This window comes from Labilibaculum filiforme (assembly GCF_002843315.1).
Classification (GTDB): Bacteria; Bacteroidota; Bacteroidia; order Bacteroidales; family Marinifilaceae; genus Labilibaculum; species Labilibaculum filiforme.
Map to the genome: position 1 here is coordinate 18,348 of NZ_MVDD01000027.1, position 25,814 is coordinate 44,161.

The following is a 25,814-nucleotide window of genomic DNA, read 5'->3' on the forward strand; positions in this document are numbered from 1 at the left end:
TTTCATAAAAAAGACTTCTTTCCTTTTATTACAAGTCTTTCCTTCGTACGAAAAAAAATGAAAAAAAAGACAAAATTCTCTTTATTTAACAGAATGCCATAAGAATCAGTAGTACAAATGTTTAAGTTAATTTAAAGTGGAGCAAACGGTAAATTAAAATTCATTTTCAATCACTAAAGTTAAAATGTCTTTTAAGTCTTTATTCATGGCTTCCACCTGTTTAGGGATAAAACTATTAGTTGTCATTCCTGGAACAGTATTGGCTTCTAGAATAAAAATTTCATTTTTCCGAATCATGTAATCCACCCGAACAATTCCTTTACATTTTAAGGCATCGTAAATTTCCGACGATAAATTTTGTATTCGAAGAGTTAGTTCTTCTGATATTCTGGCTGGTGTAATTTCATCGGCCATACTTGGATCGTATTTGGCTTCGAAATCGAAAAATTCTTTTTTAGGTAATACTTCTGTTACCGGAAATATAATGGATTCACTTTTTGTTTTCACCAAGCCACAGGTAAATTCTAAACCGTCTATAAATTCCTCAATAATCACCTCTTTTCCTTCGCCAAAAGCTTTTGCAATGGCTTCATTCAGCTCATCAATCCTTTTCACTTTAGTGATGCCAAAGCTGGAACCATCGGCATTTGGTTTCACAAAACAGGGCATTCCTAAATGATCATTTATCACTTGAGTGGAATAGTTTTGATTTTTTTTCAGAAGTATCGACTGTGCTACTCTAAAACCTAAGGATTTTAAGTAGGAATTACAAGCATGCTTATTAAAGCTGAGCGAACTGCTAAATACATCGCAGGTTGAGTGGGGAACGGAAAGTAAATTTAAATATCCTTGCAGAATTCCATTTTCACCTGGCGTTCCATGAATTCCAATATATGCAAAATCAAACTTTACTTTTTTATCTTTTATACTAAAACTAAAATCATTTTTATCGACTGGATAATATTCATTGTCAATTTTCACATTCCAATCTGTTCCTTTAAGAATAACTAGGTACGGAATGTATTTCTCAGTATCCAAGATCGAGAAAATATGATTTGAGGTTTGCAAGGAGATCTCAAATTCTGCAGAGTCTCCACCTGCAATTACAGCGATTGTTCTTTTCATTGCGAAATTATAGTTTTATTCTTCATCGGCTTCTAAGGGCCTGTTAGAGGTGTAGTCTCTCCATTTCTGGATTAAAGTAGCCATATCATCAGGAATCTCCGAATCGAATGAGATATATTCACCGGTTACCGGATGATCGAAGCCTAATGTTTTCGCATGCAAGGCTTGTCGCGGACAAATTTTAAAACAGTTTTGTACAAATTGTTTGTATTTAGTAAAGGTGGTTCCTTTTCTAATTTCATCACCTCCGTATTCGGCATCGTTGAATAGCGGATGGCCAATACTTTTAAAATGGGCGCGAATTTGGTGTGTTCTTCCTGTTTCCAAAATACATTCAACCAAATTTACATATCCAAGTCTTTCCAAAACCCTGTAATGAGTAACCGCATGTTTTCCGTAATCTCCATCAGGAAAAACATCCATAACTTTTCTATTTTTAAGGTTTCTTCCAATATGACCAGTTATTGTTCCTTCGTCGTCTTCCATATTTCCCCATACCAATGCTCTGTATTTTCGATCGCTGGTTTTGTTAAAAAACTGAAGACCTAATTTGGTTTTAGCATCTTCGGTTTTGGCAATTACCAAAATTCCAGATGTATTTTTATCAATACGATGCACTAAACCCGGACGAGGATCTTTTGCATTAAACAATGGCAGGTTCTGTAAATGAAACGCCAAAGCATTCACGAGTGTGCCTGAATAATGCCCGTAGGAAGGGTGTACAACCATTCCTGGTTCTTTATTAATGATTAAAAAAGCATCATCTTCGTAAACAATATTTAAAGGAATATCCTGGGGAATAATTTCAATCTCCCTAGGAGGATAACTTAATACAACAGTGATAACGTCTTTTGGCTTTACCTTATAGTTTCTCTTAACGGGTACATCATTCACCAAAATATTTCCATTGTTAGCTGCCTCTTGAATTTTATTTCTGGAGGAGTTTAACATCCGGTCAACTAAAAATTTATCAATTCGAAGTGGGTTTTGCCCCGGATCTGCTTCAAAACGAAAATGCTCGAATTGTTCTTGATTTGCTTCTAATTCGTCGTCAGTATTAAAATTATCTAATGGTTCTTTTTCAGTCATTTTTTTCAGTTGTTTTAGAAAATCAAGTTGCTTAAGCTTTTTTGCAACAAAGAATCAGCTTGTTGTAATTTAACTGAATCTCGTGTTAGCCAGATATCGATTCTTGATCCTGGACTAAGCCTTTGATTATTAGTAACGGACGGATTTTGTTGCCATACTTTAGCTTGAATTGAATCAAAATGTGTACTTATTGATTGATCGAATCGTACGTTGCCTAAATTCAAGTTGGATAGAATTATTTTTTCTTTAGCCTGAGTGTTTGTTCTTCCAATTAGATTTGGAGCAGTAACTTCATTGTTGTCACCTCTTCCCAGAACAAGATCTATGCTTGCTCCTTTATCAACCATACTACCGGCATGTATCGAATCGCCATTGTATTTAGGGTATAGCACTAAATTAAAAAATTGGTTGTTGGCATATTCTAATTTTCCTATTTGAAAACCATTGGTTACTAGTAACTCGTATGCTTGTCGGAACGAATTATCTACCAAATTAGGAAAGCGAATTTGCTCCGGTTTGTTTGCATTAATGGTTAAGAACAAGCTTCGGCCTCTTTTTACTATGGCACCAGCTAATGGTCTTTGATCAAGAACAGTTCCTGGAGCATATTTCGGGTTGTAAATAGAGTCGTAGATAGAGAAAACTAATTGTTCGGTTTCCAATTCATTTCCGGCTTTTTCAATACTCATGCCGTATAAATCCGGAACTTCTAGTTCTTCTCCATGATGGGTATACCACCTTAAACTAATTAAGGTGATCCAAATTAGAACTGTTGTAATTAATAGAGCGATTCCAACTTGTATTAGAAATAACTTACTCTTGAAGAAATTTACTGATTTCATCTTCATTATGGGCTTTAGTATTCTTAATAAACAACTACTTGCAAAAGAAAATATTGCTCGGTTGGCAATGTCTTTTACCAGATACAAAAATAGCAGAGATTTTTTAGATTATAGAAAAAATCAGAGTAAACCGAAACTAAATAGTTGATTTGAGAATAATCCATAAAAAAAGAGCTCCTCTGGAACTCTATCTTCATCTATAATAGAATAATGCATACTCTATTAAATACAAAAAAGTAAAGAATATAGAATTCTTTACTTTCTGTATATCGGCAACTTAATTTAAAATTAAGCCTTGTGTTTGTGCTCGCAAGAAACAGTTAGTTTTTTTCTGCCCTTGGCTCTTCTGCGAGATAATACTGCGCGTCCGTTTGCTGAAGCCATTCTCTCTCTGAATCCGTGCTTGTTTCTTCTTTTTCTATTTGAAGGTTGAAATGTTCTTTTCATCGCGAAAAATTTTTATCGAATAAAGTTATTATATGCGTTGATTTCGGATTGCAAAAATAGGGTTTTTTTTAATCTATCAAAAAGATCAGCGCTTTTATTTTAATTAAATATCAAGATGTACTACTTTTTTTGTCTCAAAAAACTCTTCTGAGAAATAATTGGAGCACTTGTAAATACTGATTCTACTACCATACCCCGAGATTTCATCTTCAAAATCACCACCCTTTAAATAAATTATTCCATTGGGTAAACTATTTTGATCTTTAGCCTTGCTGTTTTTAAGAACCATGTTCACAAATTTCGGAAATGCGGTAACTGCTCTACTTACAATAAAATCAAATTTATCTTTAACTTGTTGTACGCGAATGTGTTCAGCTTTTACATTGTTTAGATTTAAAGCATTTGCTACCTCGGTAACCACTTTTATCTTTTTTCCGATCGAATCGATCAAATAAAAATCGCTTTCAGGAAATAAAATGGCTAATGGAATTCCTGGGAAACCACCTCCTGTACCTACGTCCATTACTTTTGTTCCAGGAGTAAACTGAATTACTTTGGCTATTGCCAGAGAATGTAAAACGTGATGCTCGTATAACGAATCCATATCTTTTCTGGAGATTACATTAATTTGTTCGTTCCAAAAAGTGTATAGTTCCTTTAACCGGTAGAGTTTTTGTTCCTGCTCTTCAGTTAAATTGGGAAAATATTTTTTAATGATTTCCATGCCAGTGTAAATTTTAAGGTCGGCAAAGATAGACTAAATTTTGAAGATCTTGTTATAAAACAGTAAGCGATAAAGACCTTACTCTCTTTTCTTATCAATTTTCACTTCAGAATCTTTTAACGTGTTAAAAAGTAATTCTCGTGCTCTAAATAGTTGCGCTTTTACCGTACCAATAGGCAGGTTAAGTTCCTTTGCTATTTCCTCGTACGAAAATTCTTCAAAATAACGAAGTTCAATTAATCTTCGGTAGCGTTCTTTTAAACGAGCTACCTCGGTGCGCATTATTTTTGCTTTTTGATCTCTTATAAATTCTTGCTCCGGATTAAGTGTATTCGACTCTAAAGAAATACTTCGTTCATTGTCCGAGCCATCTTTTCCATCAATAGAAATTGTATTGCCTTTCTTTTTCCGAAGAAAATCGATGCAGTTGTTAGAAGCAATCTTAAACAGCCAAGTGCTAAATGCATATTTTGGGGAATACTGTTTAATGTTTCTGAATGCTTTTCCAAATGCTTCAAAGGTTAAATCTTCGGCGTCGTTTTTGTTATTCACCATTTTAAGCAACATGAAGAATATCGCATCTTTATACCTTTTAAAAAGCTCTTCATATGCTTTTTGGGTACCGTTAATGGCGGATAAAACAAGCCTGTAATCGTATTGGGCTTTTTCCGAGAGATTAGGGTTTATTTCCATTGGTTGCTTTTACTAAAAGAGAAATTTGCACACAAAAAATATATTTTTGAAAATAACACAAAAATCTCATATATATACGAAGATAAAAATAAATTTTCTTCCTTCAAATGCCTATTACTTATTTTAAACATGCTTCCAAGTATGATAAATCTTGTTAAGTATACAATAGCAAGGAAAATGTATAAATGCGTGAATAATAAAAGGGAAATGCTAACGCAATATAGAACTAATTTACTTAACGGTTCTATATCGATAAGTAGGCGAATTTTTAAAGGGAGTTGTTTTCGGCATTTGTAATAATTCTTATTAAGTTGAAGCCAATTACTATAAGCAGATACCGACGACAAATTGATTTTTGCTTCTGGATGAAGACAAACAGAGGTTCCCGAAATTTTATTAAGTTGAAGAATCATAAGATGATCGTATCCCGCTTCAAAATGAGAATGTTTAGCAAATCCTTTGTTTGCAAAAAAATCCGATTTATTATATCCTAAATTTGCTCCGTTTCCAGAATAAGCATTCCCCGATAATGCAAAGCTTGCACTTTTAAGGTTCTTTTTATGCATATCGAATCGGAGAAAATTGTAAAGAAATCCTTTTTTGTGCTCAAAATTAACGTAGCCGAAATGTACTCCCTTGTCCCAGGAATTTACAAATGTGTGCAGCCAGTTATTACTTTCGGGTTTACTTTCAATGTTTGCGAAAATTATTTTTTCATTTTTAGCTGCCTTTATCCCTATACTTAGAGCAAGTTTCTTGTTGTGTTGAAACTTTGCATCCATAGGAATTTTTGTAGCACGCAGATGAGGATACCTTTTTTGAAAGCCTGCAATTATGCTTTGAGTGTCATCTTCACTGCCATCATCCACTAAAATCAATTCAAAATTGGGATATTCTTGTTCTAAAAAAAGAGAAAGATTTTCTTGTAAATAGTCCTCTTCATTTTTCACCGAAATTACGATCGAGACAGGTTCCACCTTAGTGTTGAAGCTGTTTTTTTTCTCTCTTTTAAATAGTTGAATGTAACGTAGGTGATAGAATAATTGTATGCAAAAAGCAAAAAAAAGTGCAGTGAGTAAAACCCATTGAACAACAGAAGTAGGTAGAGTAATTATTGTTTCCAAATTTAACTTTATTTATGTGCATCAAAAATACGAGATTCTTACCGATTAAAAAACTTTGATAGCAAGATTGATATCTGTTGTAAAAGACGAATATTTATATTGCTGATATTCTTACGATAACAAACCGTAATTTTCCTTCGGACATTCTTAGTGATTCAGAAATAAGATTAATTAGTATCTTTGCCCCCTGATTTTTTTACAAATTTGGTGGAAACGCTTAATTGTAAGCAAATATAAATAGTACATATGGATTTTAAATTACTGAATACAGATCCTAAGTCTTCGGCGAGGACAGGGGAGTTGACTACGGATCATGGGAAAATTCAAACACCCATTTTTATGCCGGTGGGAACACTTGGTTCTGTAAAAGGTGTGCATCAAAGAGAATTAAGAGACGATATTAATGCCGAAATAATTTTAGGAAATACCTATCATTTGTATTTGCGTCCGGGATTGGATGTGTTAGAGAAGGCAGGAGGCCTGCATAAATTTAATGGTTGGGAACGTCCTATTTTAACCGATAGTGGTGGTTTTCAGGTGTTTTCTTTGGCTGAAAATAGAAAGTTGACTGAAGAAGGTGCAATGTTTCGTTCGCATATCGATGGTTCAAAGCATTTCTTTACTCCTGAAAATGTTATGGATACTCAAAGAACCATTGGTGCCGATATTATTATGGCATTTGATGAATGTCCTCCAGGAACTTCAACCTACGAGTATTCGAAAAATTCATTGGAGCTTACTCAAAGGTGGTTAGAGCGTTGTGTAAAACGATTCGATGAAACAGAACCTAAATATGGCTACTCGCAAACATTATTTCCTATTGTGCAGGGATGTGTTTACAACGATTTACGTATTAAGGCTGCAGAACATGCGGCCTCGCTTAATCGAGAGGGATATGCAATTGGAGGGTTGGCAGTTGGCGAACCGGTAGAGGATATGTACTCGATGATTGAAGTAGTGAATGAGGTGTTGCCGAAAGACAAACCAAGATACTTGATGGGAGTAGGTACTCCTGTTAATATATTGGAAGCTATTTCGAGAGGGGTGGATATGTTCGATTGCGTAATGCCGACCCGAAATGGGCGAAATGGAATGATTTTTACTAGCGAAGGAACTATTAATATTAAAAATAAGAAATGGTATGATGATTTTTCACCGATAGATCCAAATGGAACTTCGTATGTGGATCAGAATTATTCAAAAGCATACGTGCGACATTTGATTCATTCAGGGGAGTTATTGGGTTCTCAAATTTGTAGCATTCACAATCTGGCTTTTTATTTGTGGCTAGTGCGGGAAGCAAGAGAGCATATTAATGCAGGAACTTTTGCGTCTTGGAAAGAAATCATGGTGAAGAAATTAGCAACTCGTTTGTAACTGTTAAAAAAGCTTACAATAGATCCTGCTCGATTGGTAATTGAAGAATAAGTTATACTTTTATTCCGAAAGTTGTTATTCTGCAATTTTCGGGAAATAAGGAATTTAAAATTCAGATTTTGAGAAAATTAGATTTATACATTATCCGGAAGTTTTTGGGAACTTTCTTCTTTGCGATTGTTCTAATAATCAGCATTTCGGTTATTTTCGATTTTTCGGAACATATCGATGAATACATCGATAAGGAAGCTCCGCTTAAGGCAATTATATTCGATTATTATCTGAATTTCATTCCCTATTTTGCGAATCTTTTTAGTGCTTTATTCACATTTATTGCGGTAATCTTTTTCACTTCGAAAATGGCTTACGATACCGAGATTATTGCGATTTTAAGTAGTGGTGTGAGTTTTCGGAGAATGATGTATCCGTACTTTATATCTGCACTAATAATAGGAATCTTTTCATTTGTTTTAAGCAATTATATAATTCCTCCTGCCAATCAAAAAAGACTTGATTTTACAGCAACCTACATTAGCAAACAGTTTCGAAATAACGAACGTAATATTCACAGGCAGATTGAACCAGGTGTTTTTATCTACATGATTAATTACGAGGTTGCAAGTAATACGGGTTACAAATTCGCCTTGGAAAGATTCGAAGGAAAAGAATTGGTGTCTAAATTATCATCGCGGTCGATTCGTTGGAGTAATGAGAAGAATAAATGGACTATTAACGATTTTTTTATTCGTACGATAGATGGAGAGAAAGAATCGTTTGAGCACGGAAGAACGAAGGATACGACCTTTAATTTTGGACCGGAAGAGTTTGGTTCAAAAAAAAATATTGTAGAGGCAATGAATTTACCTCAATTAAATGATTTTATTGAACAGCAGTCGATGCGAGGCGACAGTAATATAGAAGCCTATAAGATTGAAAAATACAAACGGATGGCAAATCCATTTTCAACCTTTATTCTAACACTTATTGGTGTATCCCTGGCATCCCGTAAAATTCGGGGAGGAATGGGCTTGCATATTGGTATAGGCCTACTGCTAAGTTTCTCTTTTATCCTTTTTATGCAGATATCTATAGTTTTTGCAACAAATGGAAGTATGAATCCGATATTAGCTGTTTGGTTGCCTAATATTGTATTCGCAGTTATAGCGGTGTATTTATATCGAATTGCACCAAAGTAGAAAAAAATCCAAATTATTTTTCGCGAATATATTTGATTATCAAGCAAAAGAGCTTATTTTATAGAAAGCTAATTGTAGGGTGAAGTTACGTAGAGTTTTTTTCTATCCTAAAAATTAGTAACGTTGTATCTTGGAATTTTGTGAGCTCACGAAATTCAATTATATATATGAGAGTATATATTTTCTAACTAAATGTACAAATTATGTCATTGAAACGAAACATTCTTGATCTTAGAAAGAGAAAAGAAAAAGTGCTTCAAGGTGGCGGTGAAAAAGCCATTCAGAAGCAAGTTGCGATGGGGAAATTGACTGCCAGAGAAAGAGTAACATCTATTTTAGATGAAGATTCTTTTCATGAATACGATATGTTTGTTGAGCACGAAGCTCGCGACTTTGGTATGGAAAAGAAAGAACTTCATGGCGATGGTGTTATTATTGGAACCGGAACAATTTACGGAGAGCCAGTGTGTATTTTCGCACAGGATTTTACCGTTGCGGGAGGTTCTCTTGGTCTGATGCACGCGCGTAAGATTACAAAAATCATGGATCATGCATTAAAAATGCGTGTACCTTTGATTGGTATTAATGATTCGGGTGGAGCTCGTATTCAGGAAGGTGTTAATTCACTTGCCGGATATGGAGAAATCTTTTTCCGAAATACGTTAGCATCTGGAGTAATTCCTCAATTGTCAGTAATCCTAGGTCCTTGTGCCGGAGGTGCTGTTTATTCTCCTGCACTTACCGATTTTGTGTTTGTGGTTGAGAACATTTCTAAAATGTTCATTACCGGTCCTGAGGTAATTAAAACAGTTTTGGGTGAAGAAATTAGTATGGAAGAACTGGGTGGAGCTAAAGTTCATAGCGAAATTACAGGGAATGCTCATTTCTACGCTTTAAGCGAATACGAATGCTTCGAACAAATTAAGAAGCTACTCACCTTTATACCATGGCACAACGCTAAAAAAGCGAAAGCATTTCCTCCTAAGCCACCAAGACCAGAGTACAAAATTGAAGAGATTGTTCCTTCTGATCCTACTCAACCTTACGATATTCGTAATGTGATTAAAGCAATTGTTGATGATTCGGATTTCTTCGAGAGTATGGAGAATTTTGCCCGTAACATTGTTATTGGTTTTGGTAGAATGAATGGCGAAACTGTTGGTTTTGTTGCAAATCAACCACTTGTATTAGCAGGTGTTTTGGATTGTGATTCATCCGATAAAGCAGCTCGTTTTATTCGTTACTGCGATTCTTTTAATATTCCAATAGTAACTCTTGAGGATATGCCAGGTTATTTACCAGGTGTGGATCAGGAGCATATGGGGGTTATTCGTCACGGTGCTAAAATTTTGTATGCTTATAGTGAAGCAACAGTGCCTAAAATTACTGTGATTGTGCGTAAAGCTTATGGTGGAGGTTATATTGCTATGAACTCTCGTCATATGAAAGCAGATTTCATGTTTGCATGGCCAAATGCAGAAATCGCAGTGATGGGTCCTGATGGTGCAGCTAACATTATCTTTAGAAAAGAGATTTTGGCAGCAGCCGATCCAGAGGCTATGAGAAAAGAAAAAGTAGCTGAATATAGAGAGAAGTTTGCCAATCCTTATGTTGCGGCAGCCAAAGGGTATATCGATACGGTTATTGAGCCACAAGAGACTCGTAATATGTTGTTACACTCGATTGAGGTTTCCAGCAACAAAGTTGATGGTAGACCAGCGAAAAAACACGGTATTCCTCCATTTTAAAATTTATTCGATATGGGAAATTTTAAAAAATTCAATGTTGATGGTACTGTTTATAGAACAGAACTAACCAAAAAGTTTGAGAATAGAAAACCTTGGGTTCGACCAAATCCAAAACACATCAATTCATTCATTCCTGGTACAATTGTTGAAATTTTAGTTAAAGAAGGGCAGGAAGTTAAGGAAGGTGAAAGCCTGATGATTCTTGAAGCAATGAAGATGAAGAATCAGATTAAAATGCCTTTTGATGGTAAAATTGCCAAAATTTATGTTGCTGAAGGAGAAAAGGTTCCCAACCGTTTGTTAATGGTGGAAATTGAGTAGTTCTTCTGTATTGAAATAAAAAATGAGCCCTTTCGTAATGATTGGGCTCATTCTTTTTTTTAGATTTATGCTTTTATAATTTTCCTTTCCAACAAAAGTACTCTTCCCATATTTTTGGACAAATGGGTTCGTTCTTGAAAATTCCAAACAGAGAAGAGCCACTTCCCGACATAGACGCATATAATGCGCCCATGCTATATAAGTGCGATTTTATTTTTTCCAGTTCGGGATGAGCGGGGAATATACTATTTTCAAAATCATTAAATATTGAATTTTTCCAATTTTGAATTGGTTCTTTAATTAGCTCCTTTAAGGATTTAGATGGTTGTACTGGTTGAACTTTTGAATAAGCTTCAGGAGTGCTGATATGAACATCTGGCTTTATTAGAAGTAGATGATATCCCGAAAGATTAATAAGCACTTCGGAGAAAATATCTCCTTTTCCTGTTGCGAAAACTGGTTTGTTTTGAATGAAAAATGGACAATCGCTACCTAGTTGTCCTGCTAAATTTTCCATGCTTTCGTACGAAAGCTTTAGTTGGTATTGTTCATTCAACATTTTAATCATAAAGGCAGCATCCGAAGATCCGCCTCCTAATCCGGCACCAAACGGAATATTTTTGTGCAAATGAATAGTGCTTGACGGGATCTGATATTGGGTACGTAGCAATTCATATGCTTTACAAACAATATTGTCCCGATCGGCTATCCGAATAGGTATTCCCGAGGAACTAAATGTGTAATTTTCTTTCTTGTCGGATGTTGCGATTTCTAATCCATCGGTAAGTGGAATAGGATAAAATATGGTTTCTATATTGTGAAAGCCGTCGGGTCTTTTTGCAACGATATTTAATCCGATGTTAATTTTAGCATTTGGAAAATGAAGCACAAGTAATAAGTTTTATGATTGAGGGGTAAAAATACTCGATTTATAAGAGCAAAAAAAATCAATTAGAAGCATTTTTATTTTCTATCTTTGTTTTTGCATTCTAAATTTTTTTTTTAGATCTTTTTCGATTCTAAGAAAATGCTGAAAGTGCTAATTTTAAAGGGAAAGTGTATTATTAGAATTTAATATTTTTATGGCTGGCGCAAATAAATATAACAATCAACCGAAGAATAAAGTAGATCTTGATTACGGAAAAGTTCCTCCACAGGCCTTAGAGCTTGAGGAAGCTGTTCTGGGAGCATTAATGCTCGAAAAAGATGCCATGATTTCTGTGGGAGATATTTTAAATGCAGAGTCTTTTTATAAGGATGCCCACCAAAAAATTTATAAAGCAATTCTATCTCTTTCAATTAACGAGGAACCAGTTGATATTCTAACGGTCACTGAGGAGTTGAAACGACATGGTAACTTGGACGCAGTAGGTGGTCCTTTTTATATTACCCAACTTACGAATAGGGTTGCATCGGCTGCTCACATCGAGTTTCATGCAAGAATTATTGCTCAAAAGTTTATTCAGCGCGAATTAATTCGGGTTTCTTCCGAAATTCAAACCCAAGCTTTCGACGAGAGTGTTGATGTTGCAGATTTATTAGATAGAGCTCAGCAGGATGTTTTTGAAATTGCCGAAGGAAATATCAAAAAAGAATCTTCCCATATTCGTCCTCTTGCCGATGAGGTGATTAATCAAATTGTTGAGGCAGGAAAACGTACCGATGGTTTAAGTGGTGTTCCTTCTGGTTTTACTGCTTTGGATCGAATTACATCTGGATGGCAAAAATCCGATTTGGTAATTATTGCTGCTCGTCCATCTATGGGAAAAACAGCATTCGTTTTGTCGATGGCACGAAATATGGCAGTCGATCATAAAGCTCCTATCGCTATTTTCTCGCTCGAGATGGGAGGCGACCAGTTGGTGAAACGTTTAATTTCCAGCGAAACAGAATTGGGTTCGGAGAAGCTGAGAAGTGGTCGCTTGGAAGATTTTGAATGGGAACAACTTCATGTTAAAATTAAAGACTTGGTAGAGGCTCCAATCTATGTGGATGATACTCCAGGTTTATCGATCTATGAATTGCGATCAAAATGTCGACGATTAAAGGCTAAACACGACATTAGTTGTATTGTAATTGATTATTTGCAGCTGATGACAGCTGGTTCCGATATGAGAGGAAATCGTGAGCAGGAGGTGAGTTTAATTTCGCGACAGTTAAAAATTATTGCGAAGGAATTAAACGTTCCGGTAATTGCACTTTCTCAGTTGAACCGTGGTGTGGAACAAAGAACTGGAGATGCAAAAAAACCAATGCTTTCCGATTTACGTGAATCTGGAGCGATTGAGCAGGATGCCGATATGGTACTGTTTATTCATCGCCCCGAGCGATATGGAATCACCGAGGATGCGGAAGGAAATTCACTAATAGGTATTGCCGATATTATTATTGCCAAACACCGTAATGGTGCGGTAGGAGAAATTCAGCTTCGATTCCGAAATCAATTGGCACGATTTACCGATTTGGAGGGGGAATCCGCCAATCCATTTGCGACACCGGGTTTAGATGATGTGAAAACATTCAGTTCTAGTATGAATCAGGAACCTTCCGGTTTTGATGATTTTAATGCCGGTTTTAATGGTGGAAATGATTTTGATGATGCTCCTCCATTTTAACTACTTGCGAAAACAACTTAGCAAATAGAATTTCTTATCTTGTTTTTATGATTGAAGATAAAACATTCTTGAAAAAATATAGTCGCAAATTAGTACTCTTACTTTTTGTAGGCTTATTTTCTTATAATTCCTATGCTGCAAGTTTATTAATTCAGATGGATGATACTCAGAAGAATCATCTGAAGGCTTATGGGATTGCTTTTTGGACACTGGAAAAAAAGTATGAGATTCATTGGTTGCTAAATTATCGCGGCGGGTCTTTTTTATTGCCTTTCCAGAAAGAAATTCAAGACGAATGTCAGATACGTGGCGTTAGTTTTTCCGTTCTCAGCGATATTTCAACCCAGCAAATATTGACAGAGATTTCGAGTGATGAAGTGAATATGGATGCTGTTAAACTCGAAAAATCACCTTTAATAGCTGTTTATTCTCCCAAAGGTAAAAAACCTTGGGATGATGCTGTTACTATGGCACTTAGTTATGCCGAAATTCCCTACGATATAATATATGATGATGAGGTAATGACTGGAAAGTTGTCGAAATATGATTGGTTGCATTTACATCATGAAGATTTTACGGGTCAGTTTGGAAAATTTTATGCCTCCTATCGGAATATGAAATGGTATAAAGATGAAGTGCAGTCGAATATGGAAATGGCGAATCGTTATGGTTTTGCTAAGGTTTCCGATTTAAAAAAAGCTGTGTCGATTAAAATAAGAAACTTTGTTGAGGCTGGAGGGTTTTTGTTTGCCATGTGCTCTGCTACCGATACTTTTGATATCTCATTGGCTGCGGGAGATCATGATATTTGTGATGCCGTATTCGATGGAGATCCAATGGAACCAGATGCTCAGTCGCATCTTGATTTTTCACAAACTTTCGCTTTTCAGAATTTTACCATCGAAACAAATCCTGGTATATACGAGTATTCGGATATCGACGTAACTTTAAGCAGGAAGCTAAAGCAGGAGGAGGACTATTTTTCTCTATTTGACTTTTCGGCGAAATGGGATCCTGTGCCAAGTATGCTGTGTCAGAATCATAAAAATTTGATAAAAGGTTTTATGGGGCAGACAACAGCTTTTAAATTAGAATTAATTAAGCCTAATGTGCTTGTAATGGGCGAAAATAAGGCTGCCGGCGAAGCTCGGTATATTCATGGAAACTTAGGAAAGGGAACCTGGACTTTTTATGGTGGACACGATCCGGAAGATTACCAACACTTGGTTGGAGATCCACCTACCGATCTTAATTTGAAAAAGAATTCGGCAGGTTATCGACTAATTCTGAATAATGTATTATTTCCAGCGGCAAAAAAGAAAAAACGTAAAACCTAAGGAGAGTTCAAAAGTCTAGAAAGGTCGCAAAGTCAAATGATCAATGGTTCATATTCCTTCGTTTTTTAACTTTTTTCTTGGTACTTCCTCCTTTAACCTTGTTTCTTTATGTTTTTCTTAGATTTTTTTGCAGAATTTAAAGCAAAAAAAAGGCTGCGTCCCCTAAACGCAGCCTTCAAATTTCAACATCGGTTAAATACCTGATTTACTCAATATATTATTAACCATTTGTAATCTATTAACCTTAGTAACTTCACTAACCCTTTAGAATTATTTATGAAAGTCACAGTACAAACCGATGTTGGCAACAAAACTTGTTTGCATATCAAGTCTTGTTGATTACCGATACAAATATAATAGATCTTTTCTTACTATTGATTGGTTAATTGTTCTTTTTCGTTGTGAATTGTTGAATAACATGAAAATTTGATTACAAATTGCAATGTGGGTATGTTGGTGAGCAGGTTATAGTATCTGCTTAATTTCTAATAAATCATTGATCTCAAAAGTTGGCTTGTCTTTGTGCTTGATTTTGTTTGAATTAAAAAAAACTTGATCCATTTTCACCTTTTTTGCCCCTGCAATGTCAGTAGTGAGATCGTCTCCAATCATTATACTATTGTTTGCAGTAGCACCAGTCTTAGCAAATGCATATTCAAATATTTGTGTAGTTGGTTTGTTTGCCCCTGCATCTTCCGATGTTATTATTTCGGTGAAGTAGGGAGCTAATTTTGAGTTTTTTAATTTTTTCCCTTGTACCTCATTAAAACCATTGGTAATAATATGCAATTGGTATGCTTTGTTTTTTAAATACTCGAGAATGAGAAGTGTATTTGGGAATGTAGCTGTTTGCAAGGGACTTATATCAATGAAATCCTGCGCTATTTCTTTTGCCAAATCTAAATCATCATTCCCTGCTTCCTTTAATGTTAGATAAAACCTCCGATACATCAGGTCTTCCTTTTTTATTCTGTCTTGATAGTAGGCATTCCACAGTTTTCCGTTATGATATTCGTAGCGGGATTTAAAAAATAGAAAACTCCCAAAGTTTGTTTGCAGTTGGTAATCTCGGTATAGTTGGTGTAGACTAACCTCAGAGTTTTTATTGAAATCCCAAAGAGTGCGGTCTAGATCGAAAAATATGTGTTTGTATTTTGAGTTTGTCATTTAACCTGCTTTTTTTGAAACTTCGTTTGGAGTCGTTACCTTAATATAATTAAACAAAAATGATAATTTTGCGTAAGAATAAGTAATAAATGAGTTTTATTTTGAACCCAAGATTGTTTAAATGAATAAAATTTTAATTACCACTCTATTATTGATTCTATTTGTAGGAGCTGTAACAGCGCAAACTGTTATTGTTACAAATCCTCAATGTAAAGGTGGTACTGGTGAAATATCAGTTTCTGTTAATCCATCTGGAACATATTTTGTTGGATTACAGGTTGGTGGAGTTTGGTATGGTTATGAGTATTTTTCATCTAATCATACTTTTTCAAACTTGCCTGAAACGACTTACCAAGTTATCGTGTATCGTAGAATAAATGCATGGAATATTATTTATAATGGAAACCATACTATTGTTGCATCGGATACTCAAAATCCTGTTTTTCAAAACCCTCAAACAGATATTGCCATAAATGCATCTGGTGATGCATGTGGAGAGATCGTTGATTATGTTATTCCTGTGGCTACAGATAATTGTTCTGCTTATGTTGGAACTTTAGCCGGATTTTCTTACTTGGGAGAATTAAATAATCATACCTATTACTATTCCAATGGAACAGCTACGGCACAAAATGCTATGTTGGCGGCGGCTAATGTGGGAGGCCATTTAGTAACTATTACCAGTCAGGCCGAAAATGATTTTGTCGATAACTTAGTTGATGGTGTTTGGATAGGCTTAAACGATGCTGCCAGCGAAGGTACTTTTGTTTGGTCTAACGGAGAAGCTGTTTCTTTTACCAATTGGAATGGTGTTGAACCAAATGATTATGGTACTGGCGAAGACTATACCGAAATGTACAGCACTGGTAAATGGAATGATTTGCCAGATACATACACTAGAAGATATGTGGTAGAATTTGAAGGAGCTTTGGTTACGCAAACCACAGGATTACCTTCAGGTTCTTTATTTCCTGTGGGTACTACGGTAAATACGTTTGTAGCAACCGACAATGCTGGTAATACTGCAACGCATAGTTTTAGTGTAATTGTTAAGGATATTACTCCTCCTGCCATTTCTGCTTTACGGGCAGATTATTATGATGGTAGAAGTTTCGATACATTTAAAGAAACCTTAGAGGTTGATGAATTAAACTACTCTTGGGGAACAGGTGCACCAGAATCGACTTTGGTTGGAACTGATAATTTTTCAGTGCGATTTCAAGGGAGTGTTCAGGCTGTTAATGCAGGAACTTATACCTTTTATACAACTTCAGACGATGGTGTTCGTCTGTGGGTTGCAGGACAACAAGTCGTAAATAATTGGACGGATCATGGAACTACTACAAATTCTGGTACAATTACTTTGTCGGCAGGACAAATTGCTCCAATTGTATTGGAGTATTATGAGCGTGGTGGTGGTGCAGTTATCAAATTAGAATGGGTGGGGCCAGGCGTTTCACGTCAATTTGTAACTAGTAATGGTTCTGGATCAGGGGTCTGTCAAGATGTTACTGTGGATGTTAGTACTACAGGTTCTTATAATCTTACCGTAGATGAGGTGGATCCTGGATATTCGGACGAGTGTGGAATCGCTTCACGAATTCTTAGTAAAACGACTTTTACTTGTAATGATTTAGGTGCAAATTCGGTGACTCTCACGGTTACTGATGTAAATGGTAATTCTTCAAATTGTGTAATAGATGTAATTGTGATTGGAGGACCAGCAATTGATCTTGCTGTGCTTGGAGCTACTGAATGTGTTGGTTCCGATGCCGATCTTACCATACAAGCCAGTGAGAGTGGGGTTGTGTATACTGCCTATAAAGATGGAGTCCAAATTGGAAGCTCTGTAACGGGAAATGGTTCGGATATTCTTTTAAGTATTTCCACAACAGGCTTTTCGGAAGGAAATAATACAATTAGTTTTAAAGCACAAAGTGGCGCTTGTTTTTCCGACCTCACAAATACTGCAGTGCTTGTATTACAAGGTATTCCAACTCCAACTGGAATATATCATGAGTAATGTTTTGTTAATCAACAATCTAAATCTATTTGTTTGGCAAGCGTAAAGTTCAGAAAAAATTAAACAAAATCGTTTTTTAGGCGTATGTATCAATTAAGAATAATTAACTATTTTTGGCCCCGACTATTTAATCTGCCTGATATCTCTGAAAATTAGCCTATGAAAGATTCTACTCAAAATATTTTTATAAAATTATCTTTACTGATTTTCTTTCTTTCTCTAAGTGGTTCCCTTTTGGGGCAGACTGCTACTTTAGTACATCCTACAACTAGCGTAAGTAAGGATGGAAGTATTACGATAAGTGATTGGTCTGGTAATAAAAGAAGAATTGTGATAGATGGAGATTGGCAAGTGAAAAATGTAGTGGATTTTAGCGGGTTAGATGAGGGAGATTACGTATTTGAGTATTGGGAGAAGGTAGGAAAAAATTGGATGAAAATTTCAGAGGAGACTTTAAGTCTTGTAGCGGGGGCTTTATCGTATTGTTCTTCTTCTGGAAATATAAGTTATGATACTAGCATCACAGGAGTAACTATCAATACGATAAATAAAGTTACACCAAGTAATAAAACGAGTGGTTATAATGATTTTACCTCAGAATCAACAGATGTTATTGTTGGAAATTCTTACAATTTAACAGTCAATTTAAATACTGATTATGGCGCATATACAGTATATGCAGTTGCTTGGATTGACTGGAATCAAAATGCAGACTTTGAGAATTCCGAAATTTATCATTTAGGAACCGCCTATAATACGACTAACGGACCAACAAGTGGATCTCCTTATTCAATTTCTGTTCCGTCAAGTGCATTGTTGGGTGCTACTCGTATGCGAATTTCTGCAAAATGGGATGTCGAGCCAACAGCTTGTGAGAATAATTTTGATGGTGAAGTCGAAGATTATACTTTAAATATAGTTTCTAATGGTGCAATGCCAGTAGCAAAATGTAAGGATCAAACAATTCAATTAGATGCTTTAGGGAATGCTAGTATAAGTGCAGCAGATATAAATAATGGGAGTAGTGATGTTGAAACTTCTACAGCTAGTCTTATTTTAAGTTTGGATAAAAGTACTTTTGATTGTTCAGATATTGGGACTAATGATGTAGTGTTATCGGTTGAGGATGAGGATGGAAATGTATCAACTTGTACCGCCACAGTTACCGTTCAAGATCAGGTAGCTCCATCGTTGCTAAATTTGAATGCCGACTATTACACAGGAATAAATTTTGGCGAGTTAAAATATTCAGAATCGGTATCGGAGATTAATAATAGTTGGGCATATGGCTCACCTAATGAGAGTCTTGTAGGGCTTGACTATTTTACTATTCGTTACAGTGGAACTTTCGTTGTTCCAGTAGCTGGAAATTATACTTTTTATACCAACTCCGATGATGGTGTACGACTTGTAGTTGATGGTACCACCGTTGTTGATAATTGGAATTACCAAGCTCCAACAGAAAAACAGGGCACTATAAATTTGGCTTCAGGACAACACACCATTAAGTTGGAATATTTTGAAAATTCAGGTGGTGCAGTTATTGAATTGAGATGGGAATCGGTAGATGCAGGGGTTTCCAAGCAGATTTTTTCTAAAACGTCTATTTTAAATAGTACTGTAATTGAAACTACTTTGAAATTAAATACATCTGGTACTGCAACACTTGCTGCGACAGATGTAGATCCAGGTTTTCTTGATAATTGCGGGGTAACTTCTAGAACTCTCAGTAAAACAAATTTTACAACTGCAGATGTAGGAACGAATACGGTAGTATTAACGGTTAAAGATGATAGTGGCAATTCTACTAGTATTAATGTAACAGTAATTGTTGAACCTTCCACTCCTGAAGTCGTTTTGTCCGTATCCCCAAGTTCAATTATTGAGAATGGTGGAAACACTTTTGTTACAGCTACATTAACAGGAATTGCTTCAACCGATGTTCTTGTTAATCTAATTATGTCTGGGACGGCTTCAACTTCAGATTATTCAATATCCAAACTACAAATTAAAATACCTGCGGGGAGTTTAAGTGCTAGCGTCACGATTAGTTCGGTGAATGATGCTATTATTGAAGGAAACGAAATATTGAATGTTAACATTTCAAGTATTACAGGAGGTACTGGTGGTGGAACTCAAATGGTGATGATCACAATAGTTGATGATGATTTTCCATCTGAAGAATCAATTGAAGTTAACAGACAAGCAAACGGACTTTATGATACGCCTGAAAAATTAGTCAGTGATGTTTTAGTTACGGGCTGTTTAAAAGCAGATAATATCACTTATTCAGGTGATGACAAAGATGGAGTTGGTTATTTTAGTGCAGGGGATTCTGATTTTCCATTATCATCAGGAGTGATTATATCTACAGGTAAAGTCCGAAATGCTGAGGGAGAAAATGATGGAGGTAATAAAAGTGATAATATTGATGGGTCTGCTTATGATCCAGATGTTTTTCGTTTGGCAGGATATTCAGCGCAAGATGCGCAAATTTTAGAGTTTGATTTTGTTCCTGCAGGGGATCAATTAGAGTTCAATTATATATTTGCATCTGATGAATATCATGAATTTGTTGGAAGTGCATATAATGATGTGTTCGGTTTTATTTTAAGTGGTCCTGGAATTAATGGTTCGTTTTCAAATGGGGGTGAAAATATTGCTTTAATCCCTAGTAGTACTGATAATGTATCGATAAATAATGTAAATAGGAGTTCAAATTCTTTGTATTATGTAGATACTCCTGCTGATTTCGCCACTAGCTTTGATGGAAGGACAACGGTTTTAACTGCTCGTGCAAGTGTTACTCCTTGCGAAACTTATCACATTCGTTTAATTATTTCCGATGTGTCGGATAATAAGATAAATTCAGCCGTTTTTCTTGAGGCAGAAAGTTTTAAATCAAACGAAGTGGAAATTCAAAATGGAATTGGTGTTGAGGACGATGTTGATTTTATGTATGAAGGTTGTGGCGGTAGTTACATTAAATTTGTTCGAAAAGAGGATTTTGAGGATGAAATGACTTTCGAATTGAATATCTCAGGTACTGCTGCAAATGGAGTTGATTATTTGTATGTGGATCAATATGGAAATCAAATTGGTGATGGTAAAATTCCAACTACCGTAACTTTACCAGCAGGTTTAGATGAATTGGTTTATTACTACAAAGCCGTTTCTGATTCAAATATTGAGGGTGATGAAGAATTGCGCTTGTCTTTTTTAAAGAATTGTCCTTGTTCTGCTCCAGATTATTACGAAAAAGTGGTGACAATAATTGATATTCCTGAAATTCAGGCTTCTCCAACTAGTCTGGTGTCTTGTTTAGGTGCCACTCCAGTTGCAACAATTACTATCGATTTGAAGTCTGGATTAGATCCATCTGACTATCAGTATAGTATAGATGGTGGTTCTTTTCAGGATAATAATGTTTTTACTTTGAGCAATCCTACTGTTGGAGAATCACATACAGTGACGGTACAGGATCGATTTGCTTGTCAGTCTGCTAGTTTCGAAATTGTTATGCCAGCTGTTACTCCAATTGCCGCAGAAGCTGGTCCTTCTAAAACTATTTGCGAGGGAAAAACAGTAAATCTGGATGGAAGTGGAGGTATCTATTACGAATGGTCATGTTCCCCCAAATCTGGAGAGACATATTTGAGTAATATAAATGCATCAAATCCAACTGTTTCTGCTGATATCCCTTTTGGTACATATACTTTTACGCTAACAGTTAAAGAGTCTAACTCAGCAACAGCTTCTTGTGTCGATACAGATTTTATGGTTCTTACGGTAAACGAAAATTCACACTTCTCAATAATATCCGATAAAACAGAATATTGCAGTGGTGAGGTAATTAATTTGTCTTCTACTATTTTGAATAGTAGTGGTGGCGATTCTTATTCTTGGACTCCTCTTGGTGGTATTGATAGCCCAACTTCGGCTAATACTACAGCGAGTTATAGCACAACCGTGTTAAGTGCTAAAGATTTTTCTCTTACAATTACGAAATCGAATGGTTGTAAAAATACAGAGTACATATCGGGAGTATTAATTAATCCGCATCCTGTTTTGTCTCTTAAAGCAAGCAGTAATACATGCTCTAATGGAAGTGATGGGGTATTGAATGTTAATGTTACGGGTGGCACTCGAATGGGTACTAGTCCATTCTATGATTTTTCTTGGAGTCATAATGGTTCTTTAAATTCACCAGATGCTACAGGACTTGGTGCTGGGAACTATACAATTACTGTTACCGATGCAAAATCATGTTCAAGTATTGCAACTTATGATGTTGCGACCGAACCAGAACCTAAAGGAATCTATCATGAGTAGAGAGTTTAACATTTCGAGAAATGGAGGCTAACTAATAAAAAAGAGTTCGAACGAAAAGGAATATGAAAGTTTAAATGTACTGAATTGTGTTTCTTTACTCATTTTAGATTAAAGTTGTTCGTTTGTTGATTAAAATGATTATTTTGTAGATAAGGGAATAAAAAGAGTATTAAAACAGGTCCGAAATCATTGATTTATATATGTTTATTGATGATTTAAGTTAATAAAAGCCTTGTTTATTATAAAAAAACAAAACACTTTTTAACAATTGCCGTATCAATGAGTAGTTGTAATGAAAAATGAGTTGCTTTGCTAATTGACAAATAAGTTTCATCTTAAAAATATAACGCTTGATAAGACTTTTACACATAAAAATTTTCATACTGGTTATTCTGATTACTTTGGTAAAAGTTGATCTTTATGCTCAAACAGTATTATCTTCTACGGAAGATGTTTGTGCTGGTGAGTTGAGACAATATAAAGTAGAAGGATTAGCTGGTTCGACAATTTATTGGTCCGTAGAAGGGGGAGCTATATATAATGGAGGTTCTCCTGTTGCTGATGAGGATGCAACCGCATCTGGAATTCAGTACAGCGAGACTGTTGTGTCTGGTGAAAGTATAATTGGAATTTTATGGAATGTTACGGCAGGAGATTATAAGCTTACAGCTTATGAAGAAACATCGAGTCTATGTGTTTCGTCTGATATGGAGTTAACTGTTACTGTAAGTGATTTACCTGATCAAAGTCTTAGCTTAAGCGATCCTTCTATTTGTCCTTCAGGAACCGCATCAATACTACTTTCCAATAGTGAATTAGGTGTTGATTATCAATTGCGTTTAAATAGTGATGATAGTAATGTTGGATCTGTTGTTGCAGGAACAGGAGGTACTATTACTTTCGCTGTAACTCCTGCAGTTACTACAGTGTATAATGTATATGCTAAAGGAGCTAGTTCGGATTGTGGAGTAGAATTGGATGATTTAAGTACGGTAAGAGTTGAAGATCTAGTTGATCCTATTGCAATTTGTAAAGATATAACGATTCAGTTGGATGCAAGTGGAAATGCTACAATAACAGCAGCGCAAATAGATAATGGATCAAGTGATAACTGTGGTATCGCATCAATGTCATTGTCAAAGACAGATTTTAATTGTGATGATGTTTCTACTAATTTGGTTGTTGCTTCAACTGACGATTATGCTGTTAGTATAAAAGTATGGCCTATTTCAGTTAATCCTGTTGGCACTACTTGCGAATATGGCTATAATTATAAAGTAACGGTTGGTTATGATATAAGTTTTTCTGGTTCAAATATTCCATCAAATTTGTATACACTACAAGGGACTTTAGATTGTGGTAATACTTATTTTAATTTACCTAATGGTGGTGGAAGTGGAACGGTTGAGACATCACAGAATTGGAGGAGTTCTTCTGATTGTGCAACAATCACACCTGAGATTTTGGGTTGTACAGATGCTTCTATAAAAATTAATGGACCCGGTATTCCTGATCAAACTATATCTTCACCATTATCATCTCCTAATACCATTGAACTGACAGTAGTTGATAATTCTGGGAATACCTCAACATGTAGTGCAAACGTGTCTGTTGAGGATAATATTGCACCAACGGCGATATGTAAGGATATTACAATTCAATTGGATGCAACAGGAAATGCAAGTATTGTAGCCAGTGATATTGATGGAGGATCAAGTGATGCTTGTGGAATATTAAGTATGACTGCAAGTATGACCTCATTCACCGCGGCTAATGTTGGAGAAAATACAGTAACATTAACAGTAACTGATAATAACAGTAATGTATCTACTTGTGATGCAATAGTAACGGTTGAAGATGATGTGGCACCAACGGCGGTTTGTCAAGATATTACAATTCAGCTAGATGCAAGTGGTAATGCTAGTATTACAGCATTACAAATAGATAATGGATCAAGCGATGCTTCTGGGATTTCAGATTTAAGTGTAAGCCCAAGCACATTCAGTTGTTCAAATGTTGGACCTAATACAGTAACATTAACGGTAACCGATAATAATGGTCAGGTTTCCACATGTACTGCAACAGTAACGGTTGAAGATGTAACCGATCCAGTAACACCAACATTAGCCAATATAACAGGTGAGTGTTCAGCAACAGCGGTTGCACCAACTACGACAGATGTTTGTGGAGGTACAATCACAGGAACAACAAGTGATCCATTAATTTATACAACGCAAGGGACTCATGTAATTACATGGAACTTTGATGATGGTCATGGAAATGATATTGATGTAATACAGAATGTAATCATTACTGATGCTACAGCACCGGTTGCAGATTTGGCTTCTTTGCCAAACGTAACTGCAGAGTGTGAGGTGACTAGTTTAACAGCACCAAGTGCAACAGATAATTGTTCTGCTGTAACAGTAACTAACGATGCAAGTTTACCAATAACTACTCAAGGAACTACAGTTGTGACTTGGACTTATAAAGATGTAGTTGGGAATACCAGTACACAAACACAGAATGTAATCATTACTGATGCTACTGCACCAGTTGCAGATTTGGCTTCTTTGCCAAACGTAACTGCAGAGTGTGAGGTAACGACTTTAACTGCACCAAGTGCGACAGATAATTGTTCTGCTGTAACAGTAACTAACGATGCAAGTTTGCCAATAACTACACAAGGAACTACTGTTGTGACCTGGACTTATAAAGATGTTGTTGGGAATATCAGTACACAAACACAGAATGTAATTATTACTGATGCTACTGCACCAGTTGCAGATTTGGCTTCATTGCCAAACGTAACTGCAGAGTGTGAGGTGACTAGTTTAACAGCACCAACAGCAACAGATAATTGTTCTGCCGTAACAGTAACTAACGATGCAAGTTTGCCAATCACTGCACAAGGCACTACAGTTGTTACCTGGACTTATAAAGATGTAGTTGGGAATACCAGTACACAAACACAGAATGTAATCATTACTGATGCTACTGCACCGGTTGCAGATTTGGCTTCTTTGCCAAACGTAACTGCAGAGTGTGAGGTAACGACTTTAACTGCACCAAGTGCAACAGATAACTGTTCATCAGTTACAGTAACTAACGATGCAAGTTTGCCAATCACTGCACAAGGAACTACTGTTGTTACCTGGACTTATAAAGATGTTGTTGGGAATATCAGTACACAAACACAGAATGTAATCATTACTGATGCTACTGCACCGGTTGCAGATTTGGCTTCTTTGCCAAACGTAACTGCAGAGTGTGAGGTGACTAGTTTAACAGCACCAAGTGCAACAGATAACTGTTCATCAGTTACTGTAACTAATGATGCAAGTTTGCCAATTACAGCACAAGGAACTACTGTTGTTACTTGGACATATAAAGATGTTGTTGGGAATACCAGTACACAAACACAGAATGTAATCATTACTGATGCTACAGCACCGGTTGCAGATTTGGCTTCATTGCCAAACGTAACTGCAGAGTGTGAGGTAACGACTTTAACTGCACCAAGTGCGACAGATAATTGTTCTGCTGTAACAGTAACTAACGATGCAAGTTTGCCAATAACTACACAAGGAACTACTGTTGTTACCTGGACTTATAAAGATGTTGTTGGGAATATCAGTACACAAACACAGAATG

Annotated in this window: 17 protein-coding genes and 1 pseudogene; 9 read left to right on the forward strand and 9 right to left on the reverse strand. The window is 35.9% G+C overall.

Translation table 11 applies throughout. The annotated features are described in order from the left end of the window. Window positions 1–153: 153 nt before the first annotated feature. The 7 genes from BZG02_RS19565 to BZG02_RS19595 all read right to left on the reverse strand — a co-directional run bounded on the left by BZG02_RS19565 (window position 154) and on the right by BZG02_RS19595 (window position 6,044). A complete protein-coding gene (locus tag BZG02_RS19565; protein ID WP_101263441.1) occupies window positions 154–1,125 on the reverse strand; it encodes a D-alanine--D-alanine ligase in 972 nt (323 codons plus the stop codon). A 15-nt stretch (window positions 1,126–1,140) separates the two neighbouring features. Continuing rightward, a complete protein-coding gene (locus BZG02_RS19570) occupies window positions 1,141–2,214 on the reverse strand; it encodes an RluA family pseudouridine synthase (RefSeq protein WP_101263442.1) in 1,074 nt (357 codons plus the stop codon). A 14-nt stretch (window positions 2,215–2,228) separates the two neighbouring features. Continuing rightward, window positions 2,229–3,056, reverse strand: coding sequence for a PASTA domain-containing protein (locus tag BZG02_RS19575; RefSeq protein WP_180335793.1), 828 nt, complete (start codon window positions 3,054–3,056; stop codon window positions 2,229–2,231). 288 nt (window positions 3,057–3,344) lie between these two features. Continuing rightward, on the reverse strand, window positions 3,345–3,503 hold the full coding sequence (gene rpmH, locus BZG02_RS19580; RefSeq protein ID WP_101263444.1) for a 50S ribosomal protein L34: 159 nt from the start codon (window positions 3,501–3,503) through the stop codon (window positions 3,345–3,347). 103 nt (window positions 3,504–3,606) lie between these two features. Next, window positions 3,607–4,227 (reverse strand): 16S rRNA (guanine(527)-N(7))-methyltransferase RsmG, encoded by a 621-nt coding sequence (rsmG, locus tag BZG02_RS19585; RefSeq protein WP_101263445.1) that lies wholly within the window; start codon window positions 4,225–4,227, stop codon window positions 3,607–3,609. A gap of 78 nt (window positions 4,228–4,305) precedes the next feature. Next, on the reverse strand, window positions 4,306–4,920 hold the full coding sequence (locus BZG02_RS19590) for an RNA polymerase sigma factor (protein WP_101263446.1): 615 nt from the start codon (window positions 4,918–4,920) through the stop codon (window positions 4,306–4,308). After that, the gene (locus BZG02_RS19595; RefSeq protein WP_180335794.1) at window positions 4,911–6,044 is read right to left on the reverse strand and encodes a glycosyltransferase; all 1,134 of its coding nucleotides are present in this window, start codon (window positions 6,042–6,044) and stop codon (window positions 4,911–4,913) included. The genes BZG02_RS19590 and BZG02_RS19595 overlap by 10 nt, the downstream gene beginning before the upstream one ends. A 246-nt stretch (window positions 6,045–6,290) precedes the next feature. Here BZG02_RS19595 and tgt point away from each other — a divergent pair, with 246 nt between their 5' ends. The 4 genes from tgt to BZG02_RS19615 all read left to right on the forward strand — a co-directional run bounded on the left by tgt (window position 6,291) and on the right by BZG02_RS19615 (window position 10,686). Then, window positions 6,291–7,421, forward strand: a complete 1,131-nt coding sequence (gene tgt / locus BZG02_RS19600) for a tRNA guanosine(34) transglycosylase Tgt (RefSeq protein WP_101263448.1) — start codon at window positions 6,291–6,293, stop codon at window positions 7,419–7,421. Window positions 7,422–7,540: 119 nt separating this feature from the next. Further along, entirely contained in the window at window positions 7,541–8,617 is a 1,077-nt protein-coding gene (locus BZG02_RS19605; RefSeq protein WP_101263449.1) for an LptF/LptG family permease, read from the forward strand. A 203-nt stretch (window positions 8,618–8,820) separates the two neighbouring features. Beyond that, window positions 8,821–10,365 (forward strand): acyl-CoA carboxylase subunit beta, encoded by a 1,545-nt coding sequence (locus BZG02_RS19610; RefSeq protein ID WP_101263450.1) that lies wholly within the window; start codon window positions 8,821–8,823, stop codon window positions 10,363–10,365. A gap of 12 nt (window positions 10,366–10,377) precedes the next feature. Continuing rightward, window positions 10,378–10,686 carry a biotin/lipoyl-containing protein gene (locus BZG02_RS19615; RefSeq protein ID WP_101263451.1) on the forward strand — a complete coding sequence of 103 codons (309 nt, stop codon included), beginning with the start codon at window positions 10,378–10,380 and terminating at the stop codon, window positions 10,684–10,686. Between the two features lie 73 nt (window positions 10,687–10,759). Here BZG02_RS19615 and ispE read toward each other — a convergent pair whose 3' ends face one another. Continuing rightward, a complete protein-coding gene (ispE, locus tag BZG02_RS19620; RefSeq protein WP_101263452.1) occupies window positions 10,760–11,575 on the reverse strand; it encodes a 4-(cytidine 5'-diphospho)-2-C-methyl-D-erythritol kinase in 816 nt (271 codons plus the stop codon). A 193-nt stretch (window positions 11,576–11,768) separates the two neighbouring features. Between ispE and dnaB the strand changes: the two genes are divergently transcribed. Both dnaB and BZG02_RS19630 read left to right on the forward strand, forming a co-directional pair. Further along, complete coding sequence (dnaB, locus tag BZG02_RS19625) at window positions 11,769–13,301, forward strand: replicative DNA helicase (RefSeq protein WP_101263453.1); 1,533 nt, start codon at window positions 11,769–11,771, stop codon at window positions 13,299–13,301. 47 nt (window positions 13,302–13,348) lie between these two features. After that, entirely contained in the window at window positions 13,349–14,638 is a 1,290-nt protein-coding gene (locus BZG02_RS19630) for an asparagine synthetase B (protein ID WP_101263454.1), read from the forward strand. 465 nt (window positions 14,639–15,103) lie between these two features. Here BZG02_RS19630 and BZG02_RS19635 read toward each other — a convergent pair whose 3' ends face one another. Then, the gene (locus tag BZG02_RS19635) at window positions 15,104–15,805 is read right to left on the reverse strand and encodes a YjjG family noncanonical pyrimidine nucleotidase (RefSeq protein WP_101263455.1); all 702 of its coding nucleotides are present in this window, start codon (window positions 15,803–15,805) and stop codon (window positions 15,104–15,106) included. Window positions 15,806–15,926: 121 nt separating this feature from the next. On the opposite strand from BZG02_RS19635, the gene BZG02_RS19640 reads away from it, so the two are divergent. From BZG02_RS19640 to BZG02_RS19650, 3 genes and pseudogenes are all read left to right on the forward strand, one after another. Next, window positions 15,927–17,828, forward strand: coding sequence for a PA14 domain-containing protein (locus tag BZG02_RS19640; protein ID WP_101263456.1), 1,902 nt, complete (start codon window positions 15,927–15,929; stop codon window positions 17,826–17,828). A 159-nt stretch (window positions 17,829–17,987) separates the two neighbouring features. Next, window positions 17,988–22,160 (forward strand): choice-of-anchor L domain-containing protein, encoded by a 4,173-nt coding sequence (locus BZG02_RS19645; RefSeq protein WP_101263457.1) that lies wholly within the window; start codon window positions 17,988–17,990, stop codon window positions 22,158–22,160. Between the two features lie 350 nt (window positions 22,161–22,510). Then, window positions 22,511–25,814: pseudogene (locus tag BZG02_RS19650) on the forward strand (hypothetical protein); the annotation flags it as partial.